We start from the raw sequence: 19,754 nt of genomic DNA on the forward strand, positions 1-19,754 counted from the left end.
GCTCCTACCCGCGCACCGTGGTCGTCGTCAGACGCGGGTCGGCGGCGATCTCGGCTTCGGTGAAACGCTCGGTGACCCACTGGCCGCGCGAGAACAGGACCGTCTGGTCGGTGTGGTGGGGCGAGCTGGGATTGGCGGAGAGCGAATAGGTCAGGATGGTGCGAGTACGGGGACCGCCCGGGGTGAGCTCGACGGCCATCATGAAGCTGGAGCCGGTGTCCACCTCCGGGTAGCGTCCGTCGGCGCCGAGCCGGCCACGCATGCGTACCCGGTCGAAGCAGCCCTCGCCTTCGGTGCAGCCGGGAATCGGGATCGAGGCGTAGCGCTGCGCCTGGCCAGGGGCGAGCGTCAGGGGGATGCCGTTGGTCTGGAAGTAGAGCACGGCGTCAGCCAGGGCCTGCCGCACCACCGGGTCGTCGTGCTTGAGCCCGCGGGGCGTGGTCAGCGGACGCGCGGGATCGAACGGCACCCGCCACGGGCTGTAAACGGGGTCCCCTGGCCTGGTGGGACGGCCCAGGCGGGTGAAGAACTCGCGCCACAGGACGGCCCCCTGGCCGTCCAGCGTGGCGCGCCCGTCCCAGTCCCTCAGCGTCCGGCAGGCCTCGCCCACGTTCACCTGCTTGCCGTCGGACGAGGTCAGCTCGGGGCTGGTACGGCACAGCTTCAGCAGGTCCTGGCGCATGAGCTCGAAGGTGTAGTTGCGCTTGGACCGTGTGGTGGCCTGCAGCGTCTCCAAGGTGAAGCCGGGTTTGCCGAGCCCGTCGGCCCCGGACAGCCGCTGGGCGATCATGTCCAGGCTGACGCGGGGGCGCGGCTCCAGGTCGGTACGCGCCTTGCCCCACACGCGCGGGTAGCCGGTCAGCGGCGCGGACGGGTTCGTCATCCAGAAGGTGTTGTTGGAGTTGGCCACGTAGTCGGCGCGGACCAGCCTCGGCTGGCTGGCCGGTCCGAAGATGCCGGGCACGACGGCGTCGCGGTCCTTGCCCCACAGGCACGCGGAGGTCGAGCCGTCCAGGACGTACTCCTCCAGGCCAGGAATGGGGGAGGGCTTGCCGCAGCGCTCCGCCTGCGCGTCGGTGACGTGGGGGACCATCGAGGTGTCGGCGAAGTAGGCGGTTCCGCTGACGTCGGTGGCGAGCGTGTGGACGAACGCCATGCCCTGATGCGTGCTCTGGGCCGCACGCAGCTGGGTGAGGTCCCGCGCCCTGGCCATCGCCAGCCACTCGTCGGCCGCGCGCAGGTTGGCGGCGTTGGAGTCGGCCAGCGCGTAGGCGACCTTGTCGGTCTGCCCGGCCGCCAGCACCGGGCCGTAGCGCGAGGTGTAGAGCGTGTGGTCCACGACGGTGCCGTCCTGCAGGGTGACCTGCACCTCCTGGCGGCCCATCGGCTCGGCCCGGCCGTCCACCAGATAGCTGGTGGGGTCCACGAGATCGAGCTGGTAGAGGTTGAAGCGCTGGGCGTGGGAGACGGTGTGGGCCCAGGCCACGGTCGCGTTGTGCCCGATCTGGACGACCGGCGTGCCGTACAGGCTGGCGCCGGAGACGTCGAGCACGCCGGGGATGGTCAGGTGCACCTGGTAGAAGCGGCGGATCCCGTTCCAGGGGAAGTGCGGGTCGGCCAGCACCATGCCGTGGCCGTCGCGGGTCGCCCGGCGGCCGAGCGCCCAGGCGTTGCTGCCCGGCGCCGGCCCGCGCTCCGGCCCCTCGGCCTCGGCTTCCCCGACGACGTACTCCTTCATCCCGGCGATGCCGGCCATACGGTTGAGGTCGAGGAGGTTGTTCCACATGTCGGTGGCGGTGATGGGGCCCACCCAGGCCTTGCCCCGGCAGGTGGGATCCGGCAGGTTCGCCACCCCGGTCTCCTGCAGGTAGCGGTTGTACCCGGCGACGTAGCCGTCGACGAGCCGGCGCAGCTCGTCGCTCGGGCCCAGCGGCGTTCGCTGGGCCAGCAGGCGCGGCACGACGCCGGAGGCGGCGACGCTCTTGTGGTAGACGTCGCTGACCAGGTTGGTGACCGGGCGGACCGGGTCGTCGGACGTCGCCTGAGGCCCGAAGTGCCTGGACCGCTCGCCCCGCAGCGTCACCACCCATGAGGCGAGCACGCAGAGGTTGTCCTGCGCGAAGGCGTAGCCGTACCCGAAGCCGAGCCCGCCGTAGTCCCTGGCGGACACGTGGGGGAGGCCGTACTCGGTGCGCCGGATCTCGGCGGAGTAGCGGCCGTCGCCGGCAAGGGCGGGCGCGTCGGTGCGCACCGCCACCGCGACGGCGGCGACCAGGGCCAGCGCGATCAGCACGGCCGTTCTCAGCTTGAGCTTCATCGCAACTCCTATTCGAAACGCGCGTTGTCGGGCGCGGTCATGCGCCTGAGCAGCGGGAGGGCGGTGAGGATCACCAGGAGGGAGGCGGCCAGACCGCCGCCGAGCGAGGCGAAGTAGACCGGCCCTGGCATCGCCAGGGAGGCGCCCTTCATCGCGAGCTGGCCGATGAGCGGCTCGGCCACGCCGAAGCCGGCGCCGGCGGCGAGCACGGCGGCCAGGACGAGCGGCAGCGCCGACTCCAGCAGCACCACCGCGGCCAGGGTCCGCGTGGGCGTGCCGGCCAGCCGCAGCAGCGTGAACGCCTGCCTGCGCTCCACCAGGCCGCCGCCGACCGCCACCACGAGGCTGCAGCCGCCCGCGACCAGGGTGAGCGCGACCATGGCCAGCGCGATGCTCTCCGCCCGGGTGTACAGGTCCGCCCTGACCTGGGCGACCTCGGCGAAGGTCATCGGCGCCACGGCGGCGTGGCCGGCCAGCAGGGTACGCAGCCGCTCCAGCGTCGCCGCGTCGCCCGCGCGGACCATGACGGCTCTGAGCTCGAGCCCGGAGGCGGAGGCGGGCCGGCTGGCAGGTCCCGCCAGCGGGAGGAGCCTGTCGATGGTGAGGGGGTTGTCGGCGCCCACGACACGGTCGAAACGGCCCATCACGGCCTGCGCGCCCGCGGGGCACTGGCCGAGCACGGGGAAGCGGGCCAGGCTCGAGCACTCGACGACGGAGGTCGCCGGCGGCGGCCCGTCAGGCGACGGGCGGAGCTGCTCCAGGTCCGCCCTGGCGTAGATCGCCAGCACCTCCACGCCGGGGTGGGCGCGCAGCCGGGCCAGCAGGTCCGCCCCCGCCCGCGGTGACAGGCCCTCGATGCCCGGCCGGTAGAACGTGGCGCCCAGCACGCCGTTGAGTGTGCCGCCGGCCACGGCCCGCTGGCCCGTGACCACCGCCGGCACGAGGGCCGCGATCGTCGTCCCGATGAACACCGCCAGCACCAGCCCGCTCACCGACCTGAACGCGGTCTTCGGGTCGGCGGCCAGGCGCTGCGCGGCCAGCAGCGTCGCCGCGCCGCGGGTCAGCCGGGCGGTCAGGCGCGCGGCGAGCATCGTCAGCCACGGCCCGGCCAGCACGAGCCCGGCCATGATGAGCGCGATCCCGGCATTGGCCAGCAGGGTGTCGGGTTTGCCGTTCTGGATCGCCGGGCCCGCGAACAGGCCCAGCCCGGCGAGGAGCGGGATCACCCGCCACGCCCTCGGCGGCGGCGGGGCGGCCTTCCTGGCCACGCCGAGCGGTGAGATCCGCACCCGGCGCAGCGACCACAGGGCGGCGCCCGCCGCGACGAGCGGCACGCAGGCGAGCACGGCCGCGTACTGCCAGGGGCTCGGGACGGCCAGTTCGGGGAAGAAGCGCGAACCGGTGATCCTGATGCCGGCCACGGCGGGCCGTACCAGCTGGAAGAGCGCGACGCCGGCCAGCGCGCCGAGCAGCGCGCCCAGTGCGGCGTCCACCGCGGCGAGGATGTTGATCTGGCGTGAGGTGGCGCCGACCAGCCTGATCGCCGCGAAGCGGGCCTCGCGGCGGGCGGCCGCCAGCCGGGTGGCGGTGCCCACCAGCACCAGCACCGGGACGATCAGCCCGATGGCGGCGATGCCGAACCCGAACCGGTAGACGTCCGCGCTGTCGTCGAGCGCCGGCTCGGTGGCGACCGTGTCGACCTGCCGGGTGCCGATCATGGCGGCGACCTCCTGCGGTGTCCCGCCCACCACGATGACCAGCTCGTCGGGCCCGGACAGCGCCGCCTGGCCGATCATGCCCGCGCGCGTGCCGGGGAAGCGGTCGGCCAGCTGCTCGCGCGGCGCCGAGTCCAGCAGCCTGGCCAGCGCGGGTGAGGCGTAGTACTGGCCGGGGCCGGGCATGCGGGACAGGCCGGGGATGACCGGCGCCCGGACGCCGAGCGCGGCGGCGTCGAGCCTGGTGATCGTCCGGCCCGCGTAGTAGTCCTCGCGGAAGTTCCACAGCGCGCCGTCGGCGGTGACGTCCAGGGCCCAGCCGCTGGGCGCCGAGCCGCTGGTGCACTCCCAGCAGGGGCGCTCGCCGGTGGCCTGGAAGGCGTTGAACAGCGACAGCGTGGCCAGCAGCACCGCGACGCCGACCGCCACCCCGGCCACGATCAGCGCCAGCCGGGCCGCGGTCTCCCTGCCGCTGCGCAGCGATAAGCGCAGCCCCAGCAGGATCATCGGAGCACCCCGCCGGCGTACGGGTCGGTCACCTTGCCGTCGCGCACGACGACCTCGCGGTCGGCGCAGGCGGCCACCCGGGCGTCGTGCGTCACCACGATCACGGTGGCGCCCTCTTCGCGGGCCAGGTGAACCAGCAGGTCCATCACGTGCTCGCCGGTGAGCGAGTCGAGCGCGCCGGTCGGCTCGTCGGCGAAGACGACCCGCGGCTGCGTCACCAGCGCTCTGGCGATGGCCACCCGCTGCGCCTGCCCGCCGGACAGCTCCGCGGTACGCCGTCCGCCGAGCCCGGCCAGCTCCAGCCGCTCCAGCCAGGAGGCGGCCCGCGCGTAGGCGTGCTTGCGCTTGGCACGGCCGAGCAGCAGCGGCAGTGCCACGTTGTCGGCGACGGTCAGCTCGGGCACGAGCTGACCGAACTGGAAGACGAAGCCGAAGGCGGTGCGGCGCAGCTCGCTGCGGCGGCCGTCGTCCAGCGTGTCGAGCCGCCGCCCGTCGAACCACACCTCGCCGCTGTCCGGGGTGAAGATCCCGGCCAGGCAGTGCAGCAGCGTCGACTTGCCGGAACCGCTGGGTCCCATGACGGCCAGCACCTCGCCCGCGGTCACCGACAGGCTGGCCTCCCGCAGCGCCGGCGTGTTGCCGTAGGAGCGGCTGATCCCCTCGGCCCGCAGCAGAGCGTTGACGATCATCGCTCGCGCACCGTTTCCGCCAGCGCCCCCAGCCGGGCTTGGGTGACGTCGATCCACCGCAGGTCGGCCTCGAGGCGGAAGAGGGCATGGTCGGCGAGGAGCGTGTCGACCAGCGTGCCTTCGCGCCTGATCTCGGTCAGCTCCCGCATGCGTCGCAGATGCGTCGCGCGCTGGGCGTCCAGATAGCCCGCCGCGTCGCGGCCCAGCATCAGCGCCAGCACGACCTTGGTGAAGAACACCGTCTGCAGGTACGGCTCGGCCGCGACCGGCTCGGCCAGCCACGCCTCGACCTCGTCCTTGCCGACCGGGGTGATGGCATAGCGCTTGCGGTCCGGTCCGTCGCCGGGCTCGCTCTCCCCGGCGGTGACCTTGCCGTCCCTGGCCAGGCGGGAGAGCGTGGAGTACACCTGGCCGAACGGCAGCGGTTTGCCCCTGCCGAAGTAGGTGTCGTAGTCGCGTTTCAGGTCGTAGCCGTGACTCGGCTGCCGTTCGAGGAGGCCGAGCAGCGCAAGAGGGACGCTCATGCCGCCCGACTATACACCGAGAGTATATTTGCGGATCATAACTTCCCGGCGGGGCGGCGACACGGGGCGCCGCGGCCGTCATCGGTCATGACTGCCGCGGCGCCTCCGTATATTCGCGATCAGTTGCCGCGCAGCACCGTCGTGGCCTTGTTGCCGGCGTAGTCCTCCAGGATCGCGACCACCTTGCCGGCGGAGCCGGACATGGTCACCGTCTCGGCGGCCCGTGTGGTGCGGCCGCGGATGATGTACGGCGCCCGGCGCCGTGGACAGGGCGAACGAGGCGGTCGCCGCCGGGCTCTCCGACCCGTCCGGGCCGACCGCCACCAGCCTGATCGTCCCGGACGTGGCCGTGGTGCGCTCGCCCGTGCCGGTCAGCGGGACCTGGATCACCTTGGCTGTGCTCATGGTCGCGCTCCCTACGGGCCCGGCCTGGTCACGCAAGCTACCGCTGCCGGGCCCTACTCGCCGCTCCGGGTCGGAGGCGAGGACGACGCCGAGCCGGAGTTCGGAGTCGTCACTAGCCGAGGGCTTGTTGTAGGTCAGTTCAAGGGTCGAGCCTTTGTTGATCTGCAGGTCCGTCTTTTGAACTCCTCTCCACGATGAATGAATCGTGGAGATTCTTCCCGTCACCCGGAGGCGCGGGGGTTCGCGCTTCACAGACCCAGACAACCCCAAGTCTCCACGCGCTGGCACCGCCGTTCCGGCGGCCTGGTTATACCGATGAAACCTGACAGTGACCTCACGCCCAGCTTGGCTGTCGCTTGAACGTTCGATCACGAGAACCTTACTGTGCGTGGTTGAGATGTTGCAAGGCGTTCGGTTAGTGTACGCTCGCGCCCCCGAAGGCACTCACGCGCGGGCCTTCACCATCCCGCCTGAAGGCGGGAGCACTGGCCCGCATTCCGGTCTGGTCGCCGCGGTCGTTGTCGGAGAAGAAGATGCAGCCCAGCGAGCGCACCCCGTTCGCGTGGGCGGGCGTTGGTGTATCCGGGGTGGGCAGGTTGAGCATCCCGTCCGGCCTGCAGTCCCGCCTGTCCAACGCCGGTACCTCACGGGGCTCGGCCACCGCTTCATCGGCCATGTCAGCGGCATCCCCTCCTACCAGCACACGCGGCGCCGCATGCGGGCCATCGGCGACGCGCGGGAGACGCTCGGCATCGACATCGCCAGCGTGGCGACCGACTACTCCGACACCCAGGGCGCGTCGGCCACCCGCCGCCTGCTGGAGGCGAGGCCGCGGTGCACGGCGATCATCTACGACAGCGACGTCATGGCCGCCGCGGGCCTCGGCGTGGCCACGGAGATGGCCGTGTCGGTCCCCGGTGACGTGTCCATCGTGTCCTTCGACGACTCCATCCTCACGCAGCTGCCGCATCCGCCGATCACCGCACTGACGCGCGACACGTACGCGCTCGGCATGCTGACGGCGACCGAGCTGCTCCACGTGATGGCCGAGCGCCCGGAGCCCCGGGCGGTGCAGGCTCCCACTCCCGAGCTCGTCGTCCGCGGCAGCACCGCCCCGCCGGGCGGGTGAACTTTCGCCGGATGCGTCGTCAGGCGGTGACCTGGTCGAGGAGCTCCAGCAGGTGGTGGTACGGCCGGCCGGTGGCGCGGGTCAGGCCGAGCTCGCAGGTGCGGTTGAGCGAGGCGTGCGCGGCGAAGTCCCCGGCTGCCACGGACGCGGCCTCGGCGCGGGTGGCCGAGGCGGTCAGCTCCGGATGCAGCAGGCCGCGGTCGCCGGCGAAGGCGCAGCACTGCCAGCCGTCGGGGACCACGACCTGCTCGGCGACGGCCTCGGCGATCCGCGTGATGGCGGCCTCCAGCCCGAGACGGGTGGAGGAGCAGGTGGGATGCAGGGCCAGGGAGGGCAGGCGGCGGGCGTCCGGCAGGCGGGGCAGGATGTGCTCCGCCGTGAAGGCGACCGCGTCGGCCACCTCGAGGCCGGGGACGAGGCGGTCGAAGCCCTCGGTGCAGGAGGCGGCGTCGCTGACGATCGGGATGCGGCCGCCGTCGGTCGCCGCCAGCAGGCTGTCGCGGACGCGGTGGCCCATGGCCGCGTAGCCGTCGGTGTAGCCCTTCGACGACCAGGGCGTGCCGCAGCACAGGCTCCCGATCCCCGCCGGGACATGCAGCCGCAGGCCGGCGCGCTCGGCCAGACGGCGGAACGCGGTCATGACGCCTGGCCCGCCCTCGGTGGGGGCGAACAGCGTGTTCAGGCAGGACGGGACGTAGACGGCGTCGGCTCCGGCGGCCGGGGCGGGGCGGCGGCGGGTGCCGCCGCGGGGCAGGTCGCGGGTCCACTGGGGGACCGTGTCGGGGCCGGTGACGGCGCGGGCGGATCGGCTGGCGCCCTCGGCCAGCCGGGGCGGGGCCGCGGCCGCGGTGTCCAGGGCCAGGTTCATCGCCCGGGTGACCCCGTCCCAGTGGCGGGCGGCCGTCTTCCAGCCCTTCTGCGCCAGGCTCCCGTGCCGCTCGGCGCGCAGGCGTTTGGTCAGGTCGCCGGTGTTGATGAGGACGGGGCAGGCGGTGGCGCACATGCCGTCCACGGCGCAGGTGTCGACCGCGTCGTAGCCGTACTCCTCCTCCAACCGCCGGGCGAGCGCGTGGTCGCCGGCCTCCTGGGCGGCGGCCAGCTCGCGGCGCAGCACGATGCGCTGGCGCGGGGTGGTGGTGAGGTCGCGGCTGGGGCAGACGGGCTCGCAGTAGCCGCACTCGACGCACCGGTCGACCTCGGGCTCGACAGTGACGACCGCCTTGAGGTCACGCAGGTGCGCGTTCGGGTCGTCGGTGAGGACGACGCCGGGGTTGAGCGTGCCCGCGGGGTCGCACAGGCGCTTGACCTCGCGCATCACCTCGTACAGCTCCTCGCCGTACTGGCGGCGGACGAAGGGGGCCATGACGCGGCCGGTGCCGTGCTCGGCCTTGAGCGTGCCGCCCCGGTCGAGGACGGCCTCGACCATGTCCTCGGTGAAGTCGGCGTAGCGCTGCAGGTCCGTGTCGAAGCGCTCGTTGAGCATGAAGTGCAGGTTGCCGTCCTTGGCGTGGCCGAAGATGACGCTGCGCTCGTACCGGTGCTTGGCGAACAGGCCGGTCAGCTCGTCGCAGAGGCCGGCCAGGGCGGGCACCGGCACGGCGACGTCCTCCAGGAGGGCGGTGGTGCCGCTGGGGCGGGCGCCGGCGACGGAGGCGTACAGGCCCTTGCGGATGTGCCACAGCGCGGCCCGGCCGCCGGCGTCCCTGCTGAGGCGGGCGGGGGCGGCCAGCGCCAGCCCGGAGAAGAGCTGCTCGGCGGCGCGTTCGCGCTCAACGAGCCGGTCGGCGCCGGATTCCTGCCACTCCACCAGGAGCGCGGCGTGCTCGGCCACGGTGAGCGTACGTAGGACGTCGTCGGCCTTCGGGTCGGTCTGGGCCACGCGCAGGGACTCGGCGTCCAGCAGCTCGACGGCGGCGGGCTCGGCGGCGACCAGGTCGGGCATCGCCGCCATCGCCTGCCGCAGCGTGGGGAAGACGAGCAGCCCGGTGGCGGCCAGGGGATGGGCGGGGACCGTGCGCAGCACCGCTTCGGCGACGAAACCCAGCGTGCCCTCGCTGCCGATGATCAGGTGGGCGAGGATCTGCGCGGGGGAGTCGTGGTCGAGGAAGCTGTTGAGGCCGTAGCCCATGGTGTTCTTGAGCGAGAACTGGGCGGTGACGCGGCGCACCGAGCCGGGGTTGCCGCGCACGCGGTCGCGCAGCCGTTCGAGGCCCTCGGCGAGGCCGGGCTCCAGGGCGCGCAGCCGTTCCTCGGCGTCGGGGGCGCCGGTGTCGATCACGGTGCCGCTGGGCAGCACCAAGGTCATCGACTCCAGTGTCCGGTACGTGTTGGCGTGCGTGCCGCAGGTCATGCCGCTGGAGTTGTTCGCGACGACCCCGCCGATCGTGCACGCCGACTCGCTGGCCGGGTCCGGCCCCAGCTTGCGGCCGTACGGGGCGAGCCGGGCGTTGACCTGCCGCAGCACCGCGCCCGGCTGTACGCGCACCCGCGCCCCGTCGTCGAGCACCTCGATGCCGCGGAAGTGCCGGCGGGTGTCGACCAGCAGGTGCTCGCTCACGCCCTGCCCGCTCAGGCTGGTGCCGCCAGAGCGGAAGGTCAGCGGCAGGCCGGCGCGCAGCAACGCCGCCACCTGCTCGGCGCTCTCGGGCACCAGCACGGCCTGCGGGGTGAGCAGGTAGTGCGAGGCGTCGTGCGCCATGCCGAGCCGGTCGCTCGCCCGCGTGCGGGCGATGCCGGGCACGGCGGCCTCCACCGCCCTGAGGACGGCGGTGTCGGGCGTGCTCAGCCGCCGCGATTCAAGATCAGTCACGCTGGTGCTCCCGGGACATACCGGCCGAACCGCCCAGAATACCCACGGTGGCGACGTCCTTACGCCAGGCCGAGGCCGGCCAGCTGAGCCCGGCTGGTCACGTTGAGCTTGGGAAATGCCCGATAGAGGTGGTAGCTGACCGTCTTGGGGCTGAGGAAGAGCTGCGCGCCGATCTCCTTGTTGGTGCGGCCCGCCGCGGCCAGGCGGACGATCTGCAGCTCCTGCGGGGAGAGCGCCGACATGGCATCGTTGCCGGCGGCGGCGGGACCGGTGTCACCAGCGGCGCGCAGCTCGTTTCTGGCGCGCTCCGCCCAGGGCCGCGCGTCCAGGCGCTGGAAGATCTCGAGCGCGGCACGCAGCTGGGCGCGGGCCGCGCTCTTGTGCCGCTCCCTGCGCAGGCGCTCGCCGTAGACGAGCGCGGTGCGCGCCGACTCCCAGGGACGGCCGTCGCCGGCGTGCAGCCGTACGGCGGTGCGGAAATGGTCGTGTGCCCGTTCCCCGTCGGGTTCGAGCAGGGCCAGGCAGCGGTGCAGGACGGCCTCGGCCCAGGTCTGGCCGGAGGCCTGCGCCCAGGCCTCGTAGCGGCGTAGCGGCAGGTCGGCGGGCAGACCGAGCCGGGCGGCGGCCTCGATCTGGTCGGGGGCGAGGTGAACGGCCTGGAACTGGTGGCGCACCGGACCTGCCACGGCCGTCTCCAGCCGGTCCAGCGCCTCGGCGAAGCGGCCCCGGCCCAGATCGAGCAGGGCCTGGGCCCACTGCGCCCAGGCCAGGCCGTTGACGATCCCGTTGGCGTCGTAGTGCTCATGCGACGCGGCGGCCAGCTCGGCGCACCGGTCCGCATCGCCTCGGGCGGCGGCGATCCAGGCCAGCATGCCGTGCATGCAGCCGGCCCGGCTCGGCCCGCCGGTCTCGGCGGTCAGCCGCAGGCCCTCGCTCGCGGTGGCCGCGGCGTCCGAGAACCTGCCGAGGAAGATCTCGCTGGTCGCGAGCGTGATGTGGAGCACGGTGAGCTTGCCGATCTCGCCGTTGGCCCGGCATTCGTCCGCGGCGGCGCGCGCGATCTCCCACGCGGCCTGGAAATCCCCGGTTTGGAGGGCGAAGTACGAGGCGTTGATCCGGCGTGAGTGCATGTCCAGGGTGATCCGGCTGCCCTTGGACACCAGCTCCCGCATGACCGGCAGAGCCGCGGCGGGGCCTTCGGTCAGCAGCAGCGCCATGCCCAGGGCGGCCTGCCTGGCGAGGTCGAGATCGTCTTGAGGGCGCAGGTCCAGCTCGCGCAGACGGGCCGCCGCCTCGATGAGCCGGTCCGCGTCGCCGAGCCGGTTGGCGTTGCGCGCCGCTTCGACCAGCATCAGGCCCGCGGCGCCGCGGTCGTCGCCGGCCACGTCCGCTGCTCCTTTGAGCAGCAGATCATGGGCCAGGTGCGGGGCGCCCTGGCCGAGGGCGATCCTGGCCCGCAGCTTGGGGAGCGTGGTACGGGCCGACGCGGCCGGCACGAGCGCGACGGCGGCGTCCACGAGCTGCTGGGCCCGTTGCAGCTGCCCCGCCTCGGTGGCGTGCACGGCGGCCGAGAGCAGCCGCCGCCCCTTGAGCCGCGGATCCTCGCTCAGCTCGGCCGCCCGCTCGAACGCCGCACAGGCGCTGACACTCGCGCCGCGCTCGCCGGCCCGGCGGGCCATGTCCTCCAGGGCTCGCGCGGCCGTCTCGTCCGGGCCCGTCGCGGCGGCGGCCAGATGCCAGGCCTGCCGGTCGGGCTGGCCGGCCAGCAGCCCGGCCAGGATCCGGTGCACCTCAAGACGCAGGTCGTACGTGCTGAGCTGGAAGGCAGCCGCCCGCATGAGCGGATGGGCGAACCTGACGTGCCACCCGGCGATCGTGACCAGCCCGGCGCGTTCGGCCGCTCCCAGGGCCGCGGGTTCGATGCCGAGCTCGGCGAACGCACTCGTGATCATGTTGAGGTCGCCGCCGTCCGCCAGCGCGGTGACCAGCAGCGCGGTCTGGGCGTCCGGCGGCAGGCGGCCGATGCGGGCGGCGTAGGCAAGCCGCAGGCGCTCCGGCAGCGGCAGCGGGCTGCGGTCGTAGAACGGCAGGTCGACGGTGCGCGGCAGCTCGAGCAGCGCGAGCGGATTGCCGGCGCTCTCCTCGATGATCTTCAGGCGCATCGGGCCGGTGAGACCGGGTGCGGCGCCGGCGAGCATCTGCGCGGCGCTCCGGTCGTCCAGACCACTCAGCCGCCGCTCCGGCAGGCCCCCAGGGTCGAAGCCGTCGCGCGCGCCGAACAGCAGCACGACGCCCTCCGCGTGCAACCGGTGCGCGGCGAAGCGCAACGCGCGCGCCGACGCCTGATCCAGCCAGTGCGCGTCGTCGACCAGGCACAACAGCGGCCGGTCCTCGGCCAGCTCCGCCAGCAACGACAGCACGGCCACGCCGAGATGGAAGCGGTCGTCGGCTCTCGCGGGCGCCAGGCCCAGGGCGCCCGCCAGCGCCGCCCCCTGGGGTTCCGGCAGCGCGCCAAGGCGGTCGAGCCCGCCGCGCAGGAGCAGGTGGAGCGAGGCGTACGGGATGTCGGCCTCGGTCTCGACGCCCAGCCCCCGCAGCACCCGCATGTCCCGCGCGCGTTCCTCGGCGTACGCCAGGAGCGAGGTCTTGCCGATGCCCGGCTCACCCCTGATCACCAGCACGCCTGAGCGTCCGGCACGGGCCTCGTCGAGCAGCACGTCGATGGCCAGCTGTTCAGACTCCCGCCCCAGAAGCACGGGAGGAATCCTAGTCACTTGTCCGGTACCGGTCGGATGCCGGCTTTCCTAGCGTCGTCGTCCATGAATCCCACCCAAGCGGTCAACCTGACCTCGGTCACCAAACACTACGCACACGGCGTCACGGCGCTCGACGACGTGTCGATCGGCTTCGGCGCCGGCACGTTCACCGCCGTGATGGGACCGTCGGGATCGGGCAAGTCGACCCTGCTGCAGTGCGCCGCCGGGCTCGACCGGCCGAGCTCGGGACGGGTGACGGTGGACGGCCGGGACCTGGCGACGCTCAACGACAGGAAACTGACCCTGCTGCGGCGCGACCGCATCGGGTTCGTGTTCCAGTCCTTCAACCTGCTGCCGTCGCTCACCGCCGCCCAGAACGTCGCCCTGCCGCTGCGTCTGGCCGGCCGCCGGCCCGACGCCCAGCAGGTGCGCCAGAGCCTGGCCGCGGTGGGCCTGGCCGGGCGCCTGCACCACCGGCCCGCCGAGATGTCCGGCGGCCAGCAGCAGCGCGTCGCCATCGCCCGCGCCCTCGTCACCCGGCCGGCCGTGCTGTTCGCCGACGAGCCCACCGGCGCCCTGGACGCCAACACCAGCCGTGAGGTGCTGCGCCTGATGCGCGACCTGGTCGACCGGCAGGCACACACCATCATCATGGTCACCCACGACCCCGTGGCCGCCTCGTACGCCGACCGCGTGGTGTTCCTGGCCGACGGCCGGGTGTACGGCGAACTCCATGATCCCGCCGCCGAGCAGGTCGCGACCCGGATGCTGCAGCTGGAGGCGTCATGCTGAGGATCGCCTGGTCCACGCTGCGCGTCCGGTGGCTGTCCTTCGCCGGTACGTTCGTCGCCCTGGCGCTCGGCGCGGCCCTGATGGCCGCGCTCGGCCAGGTGCTGGCCTCCAGCATCTCCTCGCCCGACCGGGCACCGCAGCGGTACGCTGCCACGCCCGTCGTGGTCGTGGCCGACGAGCGGCTCGGGGTGAAGAGCCCGTTCGGCGAGAGCAGCGCTCCGCTGGCCCAGCCGCGGGGGCTGGCTCCCGAGCTGGCGGGGCGCATATCGGGGGCCGTGGTGGACCGGATCTTTCCCGCGCAGCTCGCGGGCGGCCCGCCCGCCGTCGGCCGGCCCTGGTCCGCCGCCCGTACGGCGCCGCAGCGGTTGTCCTCGGGACGAGCGCCCGCCGGCGGCGACGAGATCGTGGTCACCGCCGGTGCCCGGGTGGGCCAGCGGGTCCAGGTCGTGACGGCGGCGGGGATCCGGCCGTACCGGGTGGTGGGGGTCGCCTCGCCGGGGCCGCAGCCGACGGTGTTCTTCACCGACGAGCGGGCCGCCCGGCTGTCGCCGCGGATCGACGCGCTGGCCGTCTGGCGGCCCGTCACCGAGGTCCGTGCCGCCATGCAGGCGCCGCAGGCGGCGGCCAGGACCGGCGTGCCCGCGGTCTCGAGCACGGTCAAGGTGCTGACCGGCCAGGACCGGGCGCTGCTCGACCCGTACCGCGAGGCCGACGAGCGGGCACGCAACAACGCCAACACGATTGTCGGCATCGCCGCCGGTTTCGCGGGGTTCATCGCCATCTTCGTGGTCTCCTCGACCTTCGCTTTCGCGGTCGGGCAGCGGCAGCGCGAGTTCGCCCTGCTCCGCACCATCGGCGCGACCACCGGCCAGGTCAGGCGCATGGTGTACGGCGAGGCCCTGCTCGTCGCGATCACCGCCTCCGCGCTCGGCGCGCTGACCGGCCCGCTCGCCGCCCGGCCGATCCTGCACCTGCTGAGCTCGCTGGAGATGGCGCCCGCCTGGCTGGTGCCCGCCACTTCCCGGGCGCCCTCCTACGTCGCCTTCGGCGCGGGCCTGCTGGTCGCCGTGCTCGGCGTGGTGGTGGCCGCCTGGCGGGCAGGACGGGTACGGCCCGCGGAGGCGCTGCGCGAGGCGGCGGTGGAACCGGGGGCCATGACGCCCGGGCGCTGGATCGCCGGTGGCGGCCTGCTCGCCACCGCGGTCATCAGCATGCTCGTCAACGCCGTCACCGACCCGGCGGGCGCGACCAACAACAAGACCTTCATGCCCATCGTCATGCTGCTCATCGCCGCAGTCGGGCTGCTCGCCCCGGCCTTCGTCCGTCCGGTCGCGAACCTGCTCGCCGCCCCGCTCGGGCGGTTGCGCGGCGCGGGCGGGCTCGTGGTCCCCGCCGGGGCCGTCGCCTCGACGAGACGGACCGCCGCCACGGCCGCGCCGGTCCTGGTCACCGTCGCCCTCGCCGCCACCCTGCTCGGCGGTGCGGCGATGACCGACGCCACCAAGGCCGCGACACAGACCGCCCCCGTACGCGCCGACTACCTGGTGCTGCCCTCCGGCGTGGCCGGGCTGGACCGGTCACTCGTCGAACGGCTGCGCGCCCTGCCGGACACCGACGTCACCACCGTGACCCCGACCAGCCTCTACACGCTCGAAGGCGGGGGGACCCAGCTCATCAAGCGGCCGGCCGAGGCCGTGAACCCGGCCACGATCGCGACCGCACTGTCGGTGCCGGTGGCCGCCGGATCGCTCAAGGAGCTGCGCGACGACACGATCGCGGTCTCTCCGACCTGGGAGCTGGACCTCGGGCAGCGGGTGAAGTTGTGGCGGGCCGACGGCAGCCAGGTGTCCTTGACGGTCGTCGCGCTGCTCGGCGCCGGCTCCGCCGCGGACGCCTACGTCACCCCGGCGCACGCGTTGTCGGCCCTGCCCTCGGCCGCCTACGTGAAGCCGCGCCCCGGCGCCTCCGCCGCCGAGGTCGAGGCGGCGTTGGAGCGCGCCGCCAAGGGACACAACGCCCGTTCGGTGAGCAAGGCCGCCTGGGCCGCGACTGTCGCCGACCGCCGCGCCTCGGCCAGCCGTCTCGGCCTGCTGGCCATGCTCGGCATCATGCTGAGCTACACCGTGATCGCGCTGGTCAACACGCTGCTGATGGCGGCCCCCGACCGGGCGGGTGAGCACGGCGCGCTGCGCCTGCTCGGCGCGACCCGGGCGCAGCTGCTGCGATACGTCGTCGGCGAGGCGCTGCTGATCGTGGCGGTGGGCGTCATCCTCGCCGCCGTCGCCACCGCCCTCGGGCTGCTCGGACTGTACGCGGCGCTGCTTCAGCTGACCGGCCCGGTCGCGGTGGAGGTGCCCTGGCAGCCGGTCATCGGGGTGATCGCCCTCTGCTGCGTGCTCGCGGTGCTGGCGGCCGTGCTGCCCGCCGGCCGGGTCAAGGCGGTGGCGATCCCCCGGTGACAAAGGGGGACGAATATGATCTTTGATGCGCTAATGTACCCCTCCAAGGAGATCATTTTCCTTCCTCGCAAGATCCATGCGGTATCCATGCGCGCGGCTGCCACTGTGTTGCCACATCCCATCGCAGAGATTGGCTGATGCACCGATGAGGCCACGACTCAAAGGCATCTCCTGGGAGCGGGCCGGGGACAAGCTGCGGCTGGTCTACGACCCGCGCGACCAGCTGATCCTGACCGACCCCGACGGCACGGTGGAGAAGCTCGTGGGCCTGCTCAGCGAGGGCGGCAGGACCGTCGCCGAGATCGCGGACGAGCTGTCGCTGGACGTGGCCGACGTACGGGACGCCGTCGCGGCGTTCGACGCCGAGCGGCTGCTGGAGGACGGCGACCGCCTCGACCGGCTGGAGCCTGCCGACGCCGAGCGGTACTTCAGCAACCTGGCCTTCTTCGAGTCGTTCAGCAGCCTCGAGCGCAGCCGGGAGGACCTGCAGCGCCGCCTGCGCGAGTCACACGTCCTGGTGCTCGGCACCGGCGGCCTCAACTCCAACACCATCCCGCACCTCGCCGGGCTCGGCGTCGGCGCGATGACGCTGCTCGACCGGGACACCGTGGAACCGCGCAACTTCGCCCGGCAGTACCTCTACCGAGCGGACGACATTGGCGCGCGCAAGGTCGAGCGCGCCGCGGCGTGGGTGCGGGCCTTCGACCCCGCCATCCAGGTCGAGTGGGTCGAGGCCGACGTCGCCGGAGCGGAGCAGCTCGCCGAGCTCATCCGCCGGGTCCGCCCCGACGTGGTGGCCTCGGGCATCGACCGGCCGAACAAGATCGACCTCTGGGTCAACGAGGCGTGCGTACGCAACGGCGTGCCGTTCGTCCGCGGCGGCATGTCGGTGACCACCGGGACGGTCTGGTCGGTGAACCCGGGCGTCAGCGCGTGCCGCGCCTGCGTGCCCGCCGATCCCTCGAACCCGGCCGACTTCGCCGACCCCGACGACCCGGCCATCGCCGAGGCCATCGCGGCCACCCGCCTCTTCGTCAGCAGGCCGCAGCCCAACCGCGGGATCGGGCCGGTCGCCGGCCTGCTGGGGGCATTCGGCGCCTTCGAGGTGCTGCGCTACCTGACTGGTTTCGAGCCACCGGCGTACGCCGGTCGGCCACTCGCCATCGACTTCGCGCACGGCTGCGCGACCAGTCAGACCGAGTGGCCACGCGACCCCGGCTGTTCGGTATGCGGAGGGAGGTGATCACTGTGAAGATCGAGATCGTGCGAGTCGAGAACGCCAGGCTCACGCAGCTCGTCACGCCCGATTCCTGAGAATCGGCATTGGGGCCGCACTCCTGCCTGATCGGGGTGCGGCCCCCTTCCTCCCTTTCTGCCTGACCATGGAGAGAAGAATGGCCACGTCCTTCGATGAGGAGCTGCGCGAGCGGGCCGCCCGGCTGACGGTCGCCTTCGACGGCGAGGCCTGGATTCTCGGCCGCCCCGAGCTGGGCGTTTTCGTCGCGGTGCCGGAGCCGGGCGCGGTCTTCGTCACCACGCTCCAGGAGACCGGCTCGCTCGACGAGGCCACCGCGCGGGCCAGCGAGGTCGCGGGCGAGCAGGTGGACGGCACGGACTTCGTCGACGGGCTCACCGCCGCGGGGCTGCTCGACCCGCCGGCCGAGGCGGGCGGAGCGCGCGGGCAGATCAAGTGGATCGAAGGGGTCAGCCCCCGATCGGCGGCCCGGCTGTTCGGGCCCGCCGCCTGGTCGTGTTACGGGGCCGCCGCGGTCTTCGCCGTCTCCCTCCTGCTGATCCGGCCCGATCTGCGTCCTTCCTGGGATGACGCCTGGTTCCTGCCCAGCCCCGGCCTGTCCGTGCTGGGCTGGCTGCTGTTCGGCATCGTGTTCGGCGCCCTGCACGAGGCGTGGCACTGGCTCGCGGGACGGGCCATCGGCGTGCCGGCGATCTTCCGGGTCAGCTATCGGGGCATATACGTCGTCTTCGAGACCGATCTCACCCAGATCGTCACGGTGCCGCGCAACCGCCGCCACGGGGTCTACCTGGCCGGAATGGCCATCGACAGCGTGGTCCTGGCGGTCGCGCTGGGACTGCGGCTGCTCGACGCGCCCGGCCTCCTCGACGATCTCCTCGCCGGCGTGGTGCTCTCCCAGATCATCGCCATCATCTGGCAGTGGGCCGCCCTGCCGCTGCGCAGCGACTCGTACGCGCTGCTCGCGAACGCGCTGCGCTGCCACAACCTCTACCGGACGACCTGGCTGACCGCCAAGGCCACGCTGTTCCGGCTCACCCAGGCCGAGCAGGCCGAGCTGGCCGAGATGAGCGCGCGTGATCGCCAGGTCGGCCGGTGGTTCGTGGTGCCGTACGTCGCGGGGATCGCGGCCATGGTCTGGATGTTCGTCACGGGCGTGCTGCCGCTGGTCGCCTCGCTGGGGAGCTGGGGTCTGACGCAGCTCGGCGGCAGCGCGATCGGCTCGGCGGGGTTCTGGGAGGCGCTCGCCGTGGCCGCGTACATCGTCGTGCAGCTGGCTCTGCCGCCGCTGCTGGCCCTTCGCGAGCGCCGCCTGCGCCGGGCCGGCGAACTCCTCTGACGCGCTGCGCGCTCAGCGGCAGAGCTGCTCGTAGCCGCGCGCGTGCGGGGACCTTGGCCGTTTCCCGCGGACGGCCGCGTCAATCGCCGATCAGCCCGCATCAATCGCCGAGCAGCCCGAGCACGGCGTTGACAGCCGGGGTCACGGTGCGGACCAGCGCATGGGTGGTCCGGGTGATCTCGACCGTGGAGACCGGGCGGAGCACGACGCCGTCGGGGACGCCGACCACCGTGGCGACCAGTTCGGGGACCAGGGCGGCGCCCAGACCTTCGCGGACCATGCGGAGGGCGAGCGCGTAGTCGTCGGCCGTGTGGATGACGTTCGGGCGGAAACCCGCCAGCGCGCAGGCGCGGTTGAGCATCTCGTGGTCGGTGGTGCCCTGGGAGCCCGCTATCCATGACTCCTCGCGCAGCAGGCGCAGATCCACCGCCCCGGACGCGGCCGGGTGGCCCGCGGGAAGGGCGATCATGATCGGCTCGACGCCCAGGGGCCGCCGGGAGACCCCGGGCGGAGTGTCCTCGGGGATCAGGCTGTAGGTGAAGGTGATCCCGAGGTCGCAGTCGCCGTCGCGGAGCGCCTCGACCGCCTCCCGGGGCTCGAGCTCGTACACGATCACGTGGAGTCCGGGATGGCGGGTTCTGGCGGCGGCTATCGCGGGCAGCAGGCGGTGGACCGCGGCCGTGGCGAAACAGGCCACCCGGACGGGCCCTCTGGGGGTCGTGGCCGAGCGGAGGTCTTCTTCCGCGGCGTCCAGCGCGTTCAGGACGATGTGCGCGTGCCGGACGAGGCGCTGACCCTCGGCCGTGAGGCGGACGCGGCGCCCGGCACGCTCGAACAACGCCACCCTGGCCTCACGCTCCAGGGTGGCGAGCTGCTGCGAGACGGCGGACGAGGTCATGCCGCAGACCTCACCCACGGCGGTCATCGTGCCGTGCTCGGCGAACTCGCGCAGGAGGCGGAGCCGCGTGGGATCCAGCATCAAGAAGCCCTTATAGATCAGTGGAGAAATACTAAGTGGACGTTACCGATTGGACCACGCGACACTGACGCCTGGCCACAAG

The 19,754-nt window shown here is 73.1% G+C and carries 14 protein-coding genes; 6 read left to right on the forward strand and 8 right to left on the reverse strand.

Annotation, left to right across the window (positions count from 1 at the left end):
• Positions 1 to 4: 4 nt before the first annotated feature.
• Genes ACIBVN_RS53620 through ACIBVN_RS53635 form a run of 4 tightly spaced genes read right to left on the reverse strand, consistent with a single transcriptional unit; the run spans position 5 to position 5,752 of the window.
• Positions 5 to 2,317 (reverse strand): penicillin acylase family protein, encoded by a 2,313-nt coding sequence (locus ACIBVN_RS53620; protein WP_397149449.1) that lies wholly within the window; start codon positions 2,315 to 2,317, stop codon positions 5 to 7.
• 8 nt (positions 2,318 to 2,325) lie between these two features.
• Positions 2,326 to 4,539 (reverse strand): FtsX-like permease family protein, encoded by a 2,214-nt coding sequence (locus ACIBVN_RS53625; protein ID WP_397149450.1) that lies wholly within the window; start codon positions 4,537 to 4,539, stop codon positions 2,326 to 2,328.
• Positions 4,536 to 5,228 carry an ABC transporter ATP-binding protein gene (locus ACIBVN_RS53630; RefSeq protein ID WP_397149451.1) on the reverse strand — a complete coding sequence of 231 codons (693 nt, stop codon included), beginning with the start codon at positions 5,226 to 5,228 and terminating at the stop codon, positions 4,536 to 4,538. The genes ACIBVN_RS53625 and ACIBVN_RS53630 overlap by 4 nt, the downstream gene beginning before the upstream one ends.
• Positions 5,225 to 5,752 (reverse strand): PadR family transcriptional regulator, encoded by a 528-nt coding sequence (locus tag ACIBVN_RS53635; RefSeq protein WP_397149452.1) that lies wholly within the window; start codon positions 5,750 to 5,752, stop codon positions 5,225 to 5,227. Before ACIBVN_RS53635 ends, ACIBVN_RS53630 begins: the two co-directional genes overlap by 4 nt.
• A 262-nt stretch (positions 5,753 to 6,014) precedes the next feature.
• On the opposite strand from ACIBVN_RS53635, the gene ACIBVN_RS53640 reads away from it, so the two are divergent.
• A complete protein-coding gene (locus ACIBVN_RS53640; RefSeq protein WP_397149453.1) occupies positions 6,015 to 6,290 on the forward strand; it encodes a hypothetical protein in 276 nt (91 codons plus the stop codon).
• A gap of 282 nt (positions 6,291 to 6,572) precedes the next feature.
• On the opposite strand, the gene ACIBVN_RS53645 is transcribed toward ACIBVN_RS53640, so the two are convergent.
• Positions 6,573 to 6,833 (reverse strand): hypothetical protein, encoded by a 261-nt coding sequence (locus ACIBVN_RS53645; RefSeq protein WP_397149489.1) that lies wholly within the window; start codon positions 6,831 to 6,833, stop codon positions 6,573 to 6,575.
• On the opposite strand from ACIBVN_RS53645, the gene ACIBVN_RS53650 reads away from it, so the two are divergent.
• On the forward strand, positions 6,720 to 7,286 hold the full coding sequence (locus ACIBVN_RS53650) for a LacI family DNA-binding transcriptional regulator (protein WP_397149455.1): 567 nt from the start codon (positions 6,720 to 6,722) through the stop codon (positions 7,284 to 7,286). The two genes, ACIBVN_RS53645 and ACIBVN_RS53650, sit on opposite strands and share 114 nt — an antisense overlap.
• Before the next feature lie 19 nt (positions 7,287 to 7,305).
• Here ACIBVN_RS53650 and ACIBVN_RS53655 read toward each other — a convergent pair whose 3' ends face one another.
• On the reverse strand, positions 7,306 to 10,095 hold the full coding sequence (locus ACIBVN_RS53655; protein WP_397149457.1) for an FAD-binding and (Fe-S)-binding domain-containing protein: 2,790 nt from the start codon (positions 10,093 to 10,095) through the stop codon (positions 7,306 to 7,308).
• A gap of 59 nt (positions 10,096 to 10,154) precedes the next feature.
• Positions 10,155 to 12,851, reverse strand: coding sequence for an AAA family ATPase (locus ACIBVN_RS53660; RefSeq protein ID WP_397149459.1), 2,697 nt, complete (start codon positions 12,849 to 12,851; stop codon positions 10,155 to 10,157).
• 63 nt (positions 12,852 to 12,914) lie between these two features.
• On the opposite strand from ACIBVN_RS53660, the gene ACIBVN_RS53665 reads away from it, so the two are divergent.
• The 4 genes from ACIBVN_RS53665 to ACIBVN_RS53680 all read left to right on the forward strand — a co-directional run bounded on the left by ACIBVN_RS53665 (position 12,915) and on the right by ACIBVN_RS53680 (position 18,693).
• Positions 12,915 to 13,643 (forward strand): ABC transporter ATP-binding protein, encoded by a 729-nt coding sequence (locus ACIBVN_RS53665; protein ID WP_397149461.1) that lies wholly within the window; start codon positions 12,915 to 12,917, stop codon positions 13,641 to 13,643.
• Positions 13,637 to 16,102 carry an ABC transporter permease gene (locus ACIBVN_RS53670; RefSeq protein ID WP_397149463.1) on the forward strand — a complete coding sequence of 822 codons (2,466 nt, stop codon included), beginning with the start codon at positions 13,637 to 13,639 and terminating at the stop codon, positions 16,100 to 16,102. The genes ACIBVN_RS53665 and ACIBVN_RS53670 overlap by 7 nt, the downstream gene beginning before the upstream one ends.
• A 145-nt stretch (positions 16,103 to 16,247) precedes the next feature.
• Positions 16,248 to 17,345, forward strand: a complete 1,098-nt coding sequence (locus tag ACIBVN_RS53675) for a HesA/MoeB/ThiF family protein (protein WP_397149465.1) — start codon at positions 16,248 to 16,250, stop codon at positions 17,343 to 17,345.
• 151 nt (positions 17,346 to 17,496) lie between these two features.
• Positions 17,497 to 18,693 (forward strand): hypothetical protein, encoded by a 1,197-nt coding sequence (locus ACIBVN_RS53680; RefSeq protein WP_397149467.1) that lies wholly within the window; start codon positions 17,497 to 17,499, stop codon positions 18,691 to 18,693.
• A gap of 100 nt (positions 18,694 to 18,793) precedes the next feature.
• On the opposite strand, the gene ACIBVN_RS53685 is transcribed toward ACIBVN_RS53680, so the two are convergent.
• Positions 18,794 to 19,672 (reverse strand): LysR family transcriptional regulator, encoded by an 879-nt coding sequence (locus ACIBVN_RS53685; protein WP_397149469.1) that lies wholly within the window; start codon positions 19,670 to 19,672, stop codon positions 18,794 to 18,796.
• Positions 19,673 to 19,754 lie beyond the last annotated feature (82 nt).

It is taken from the genome of Nonomuraea sp. NPDC049400, from assembly GCF_044466425.1.
GTDB lineage: Bacteria > Actinomycetota > Actinomycetes > Streptosporangiales > Streptosporangiaceae > Nonomuraea.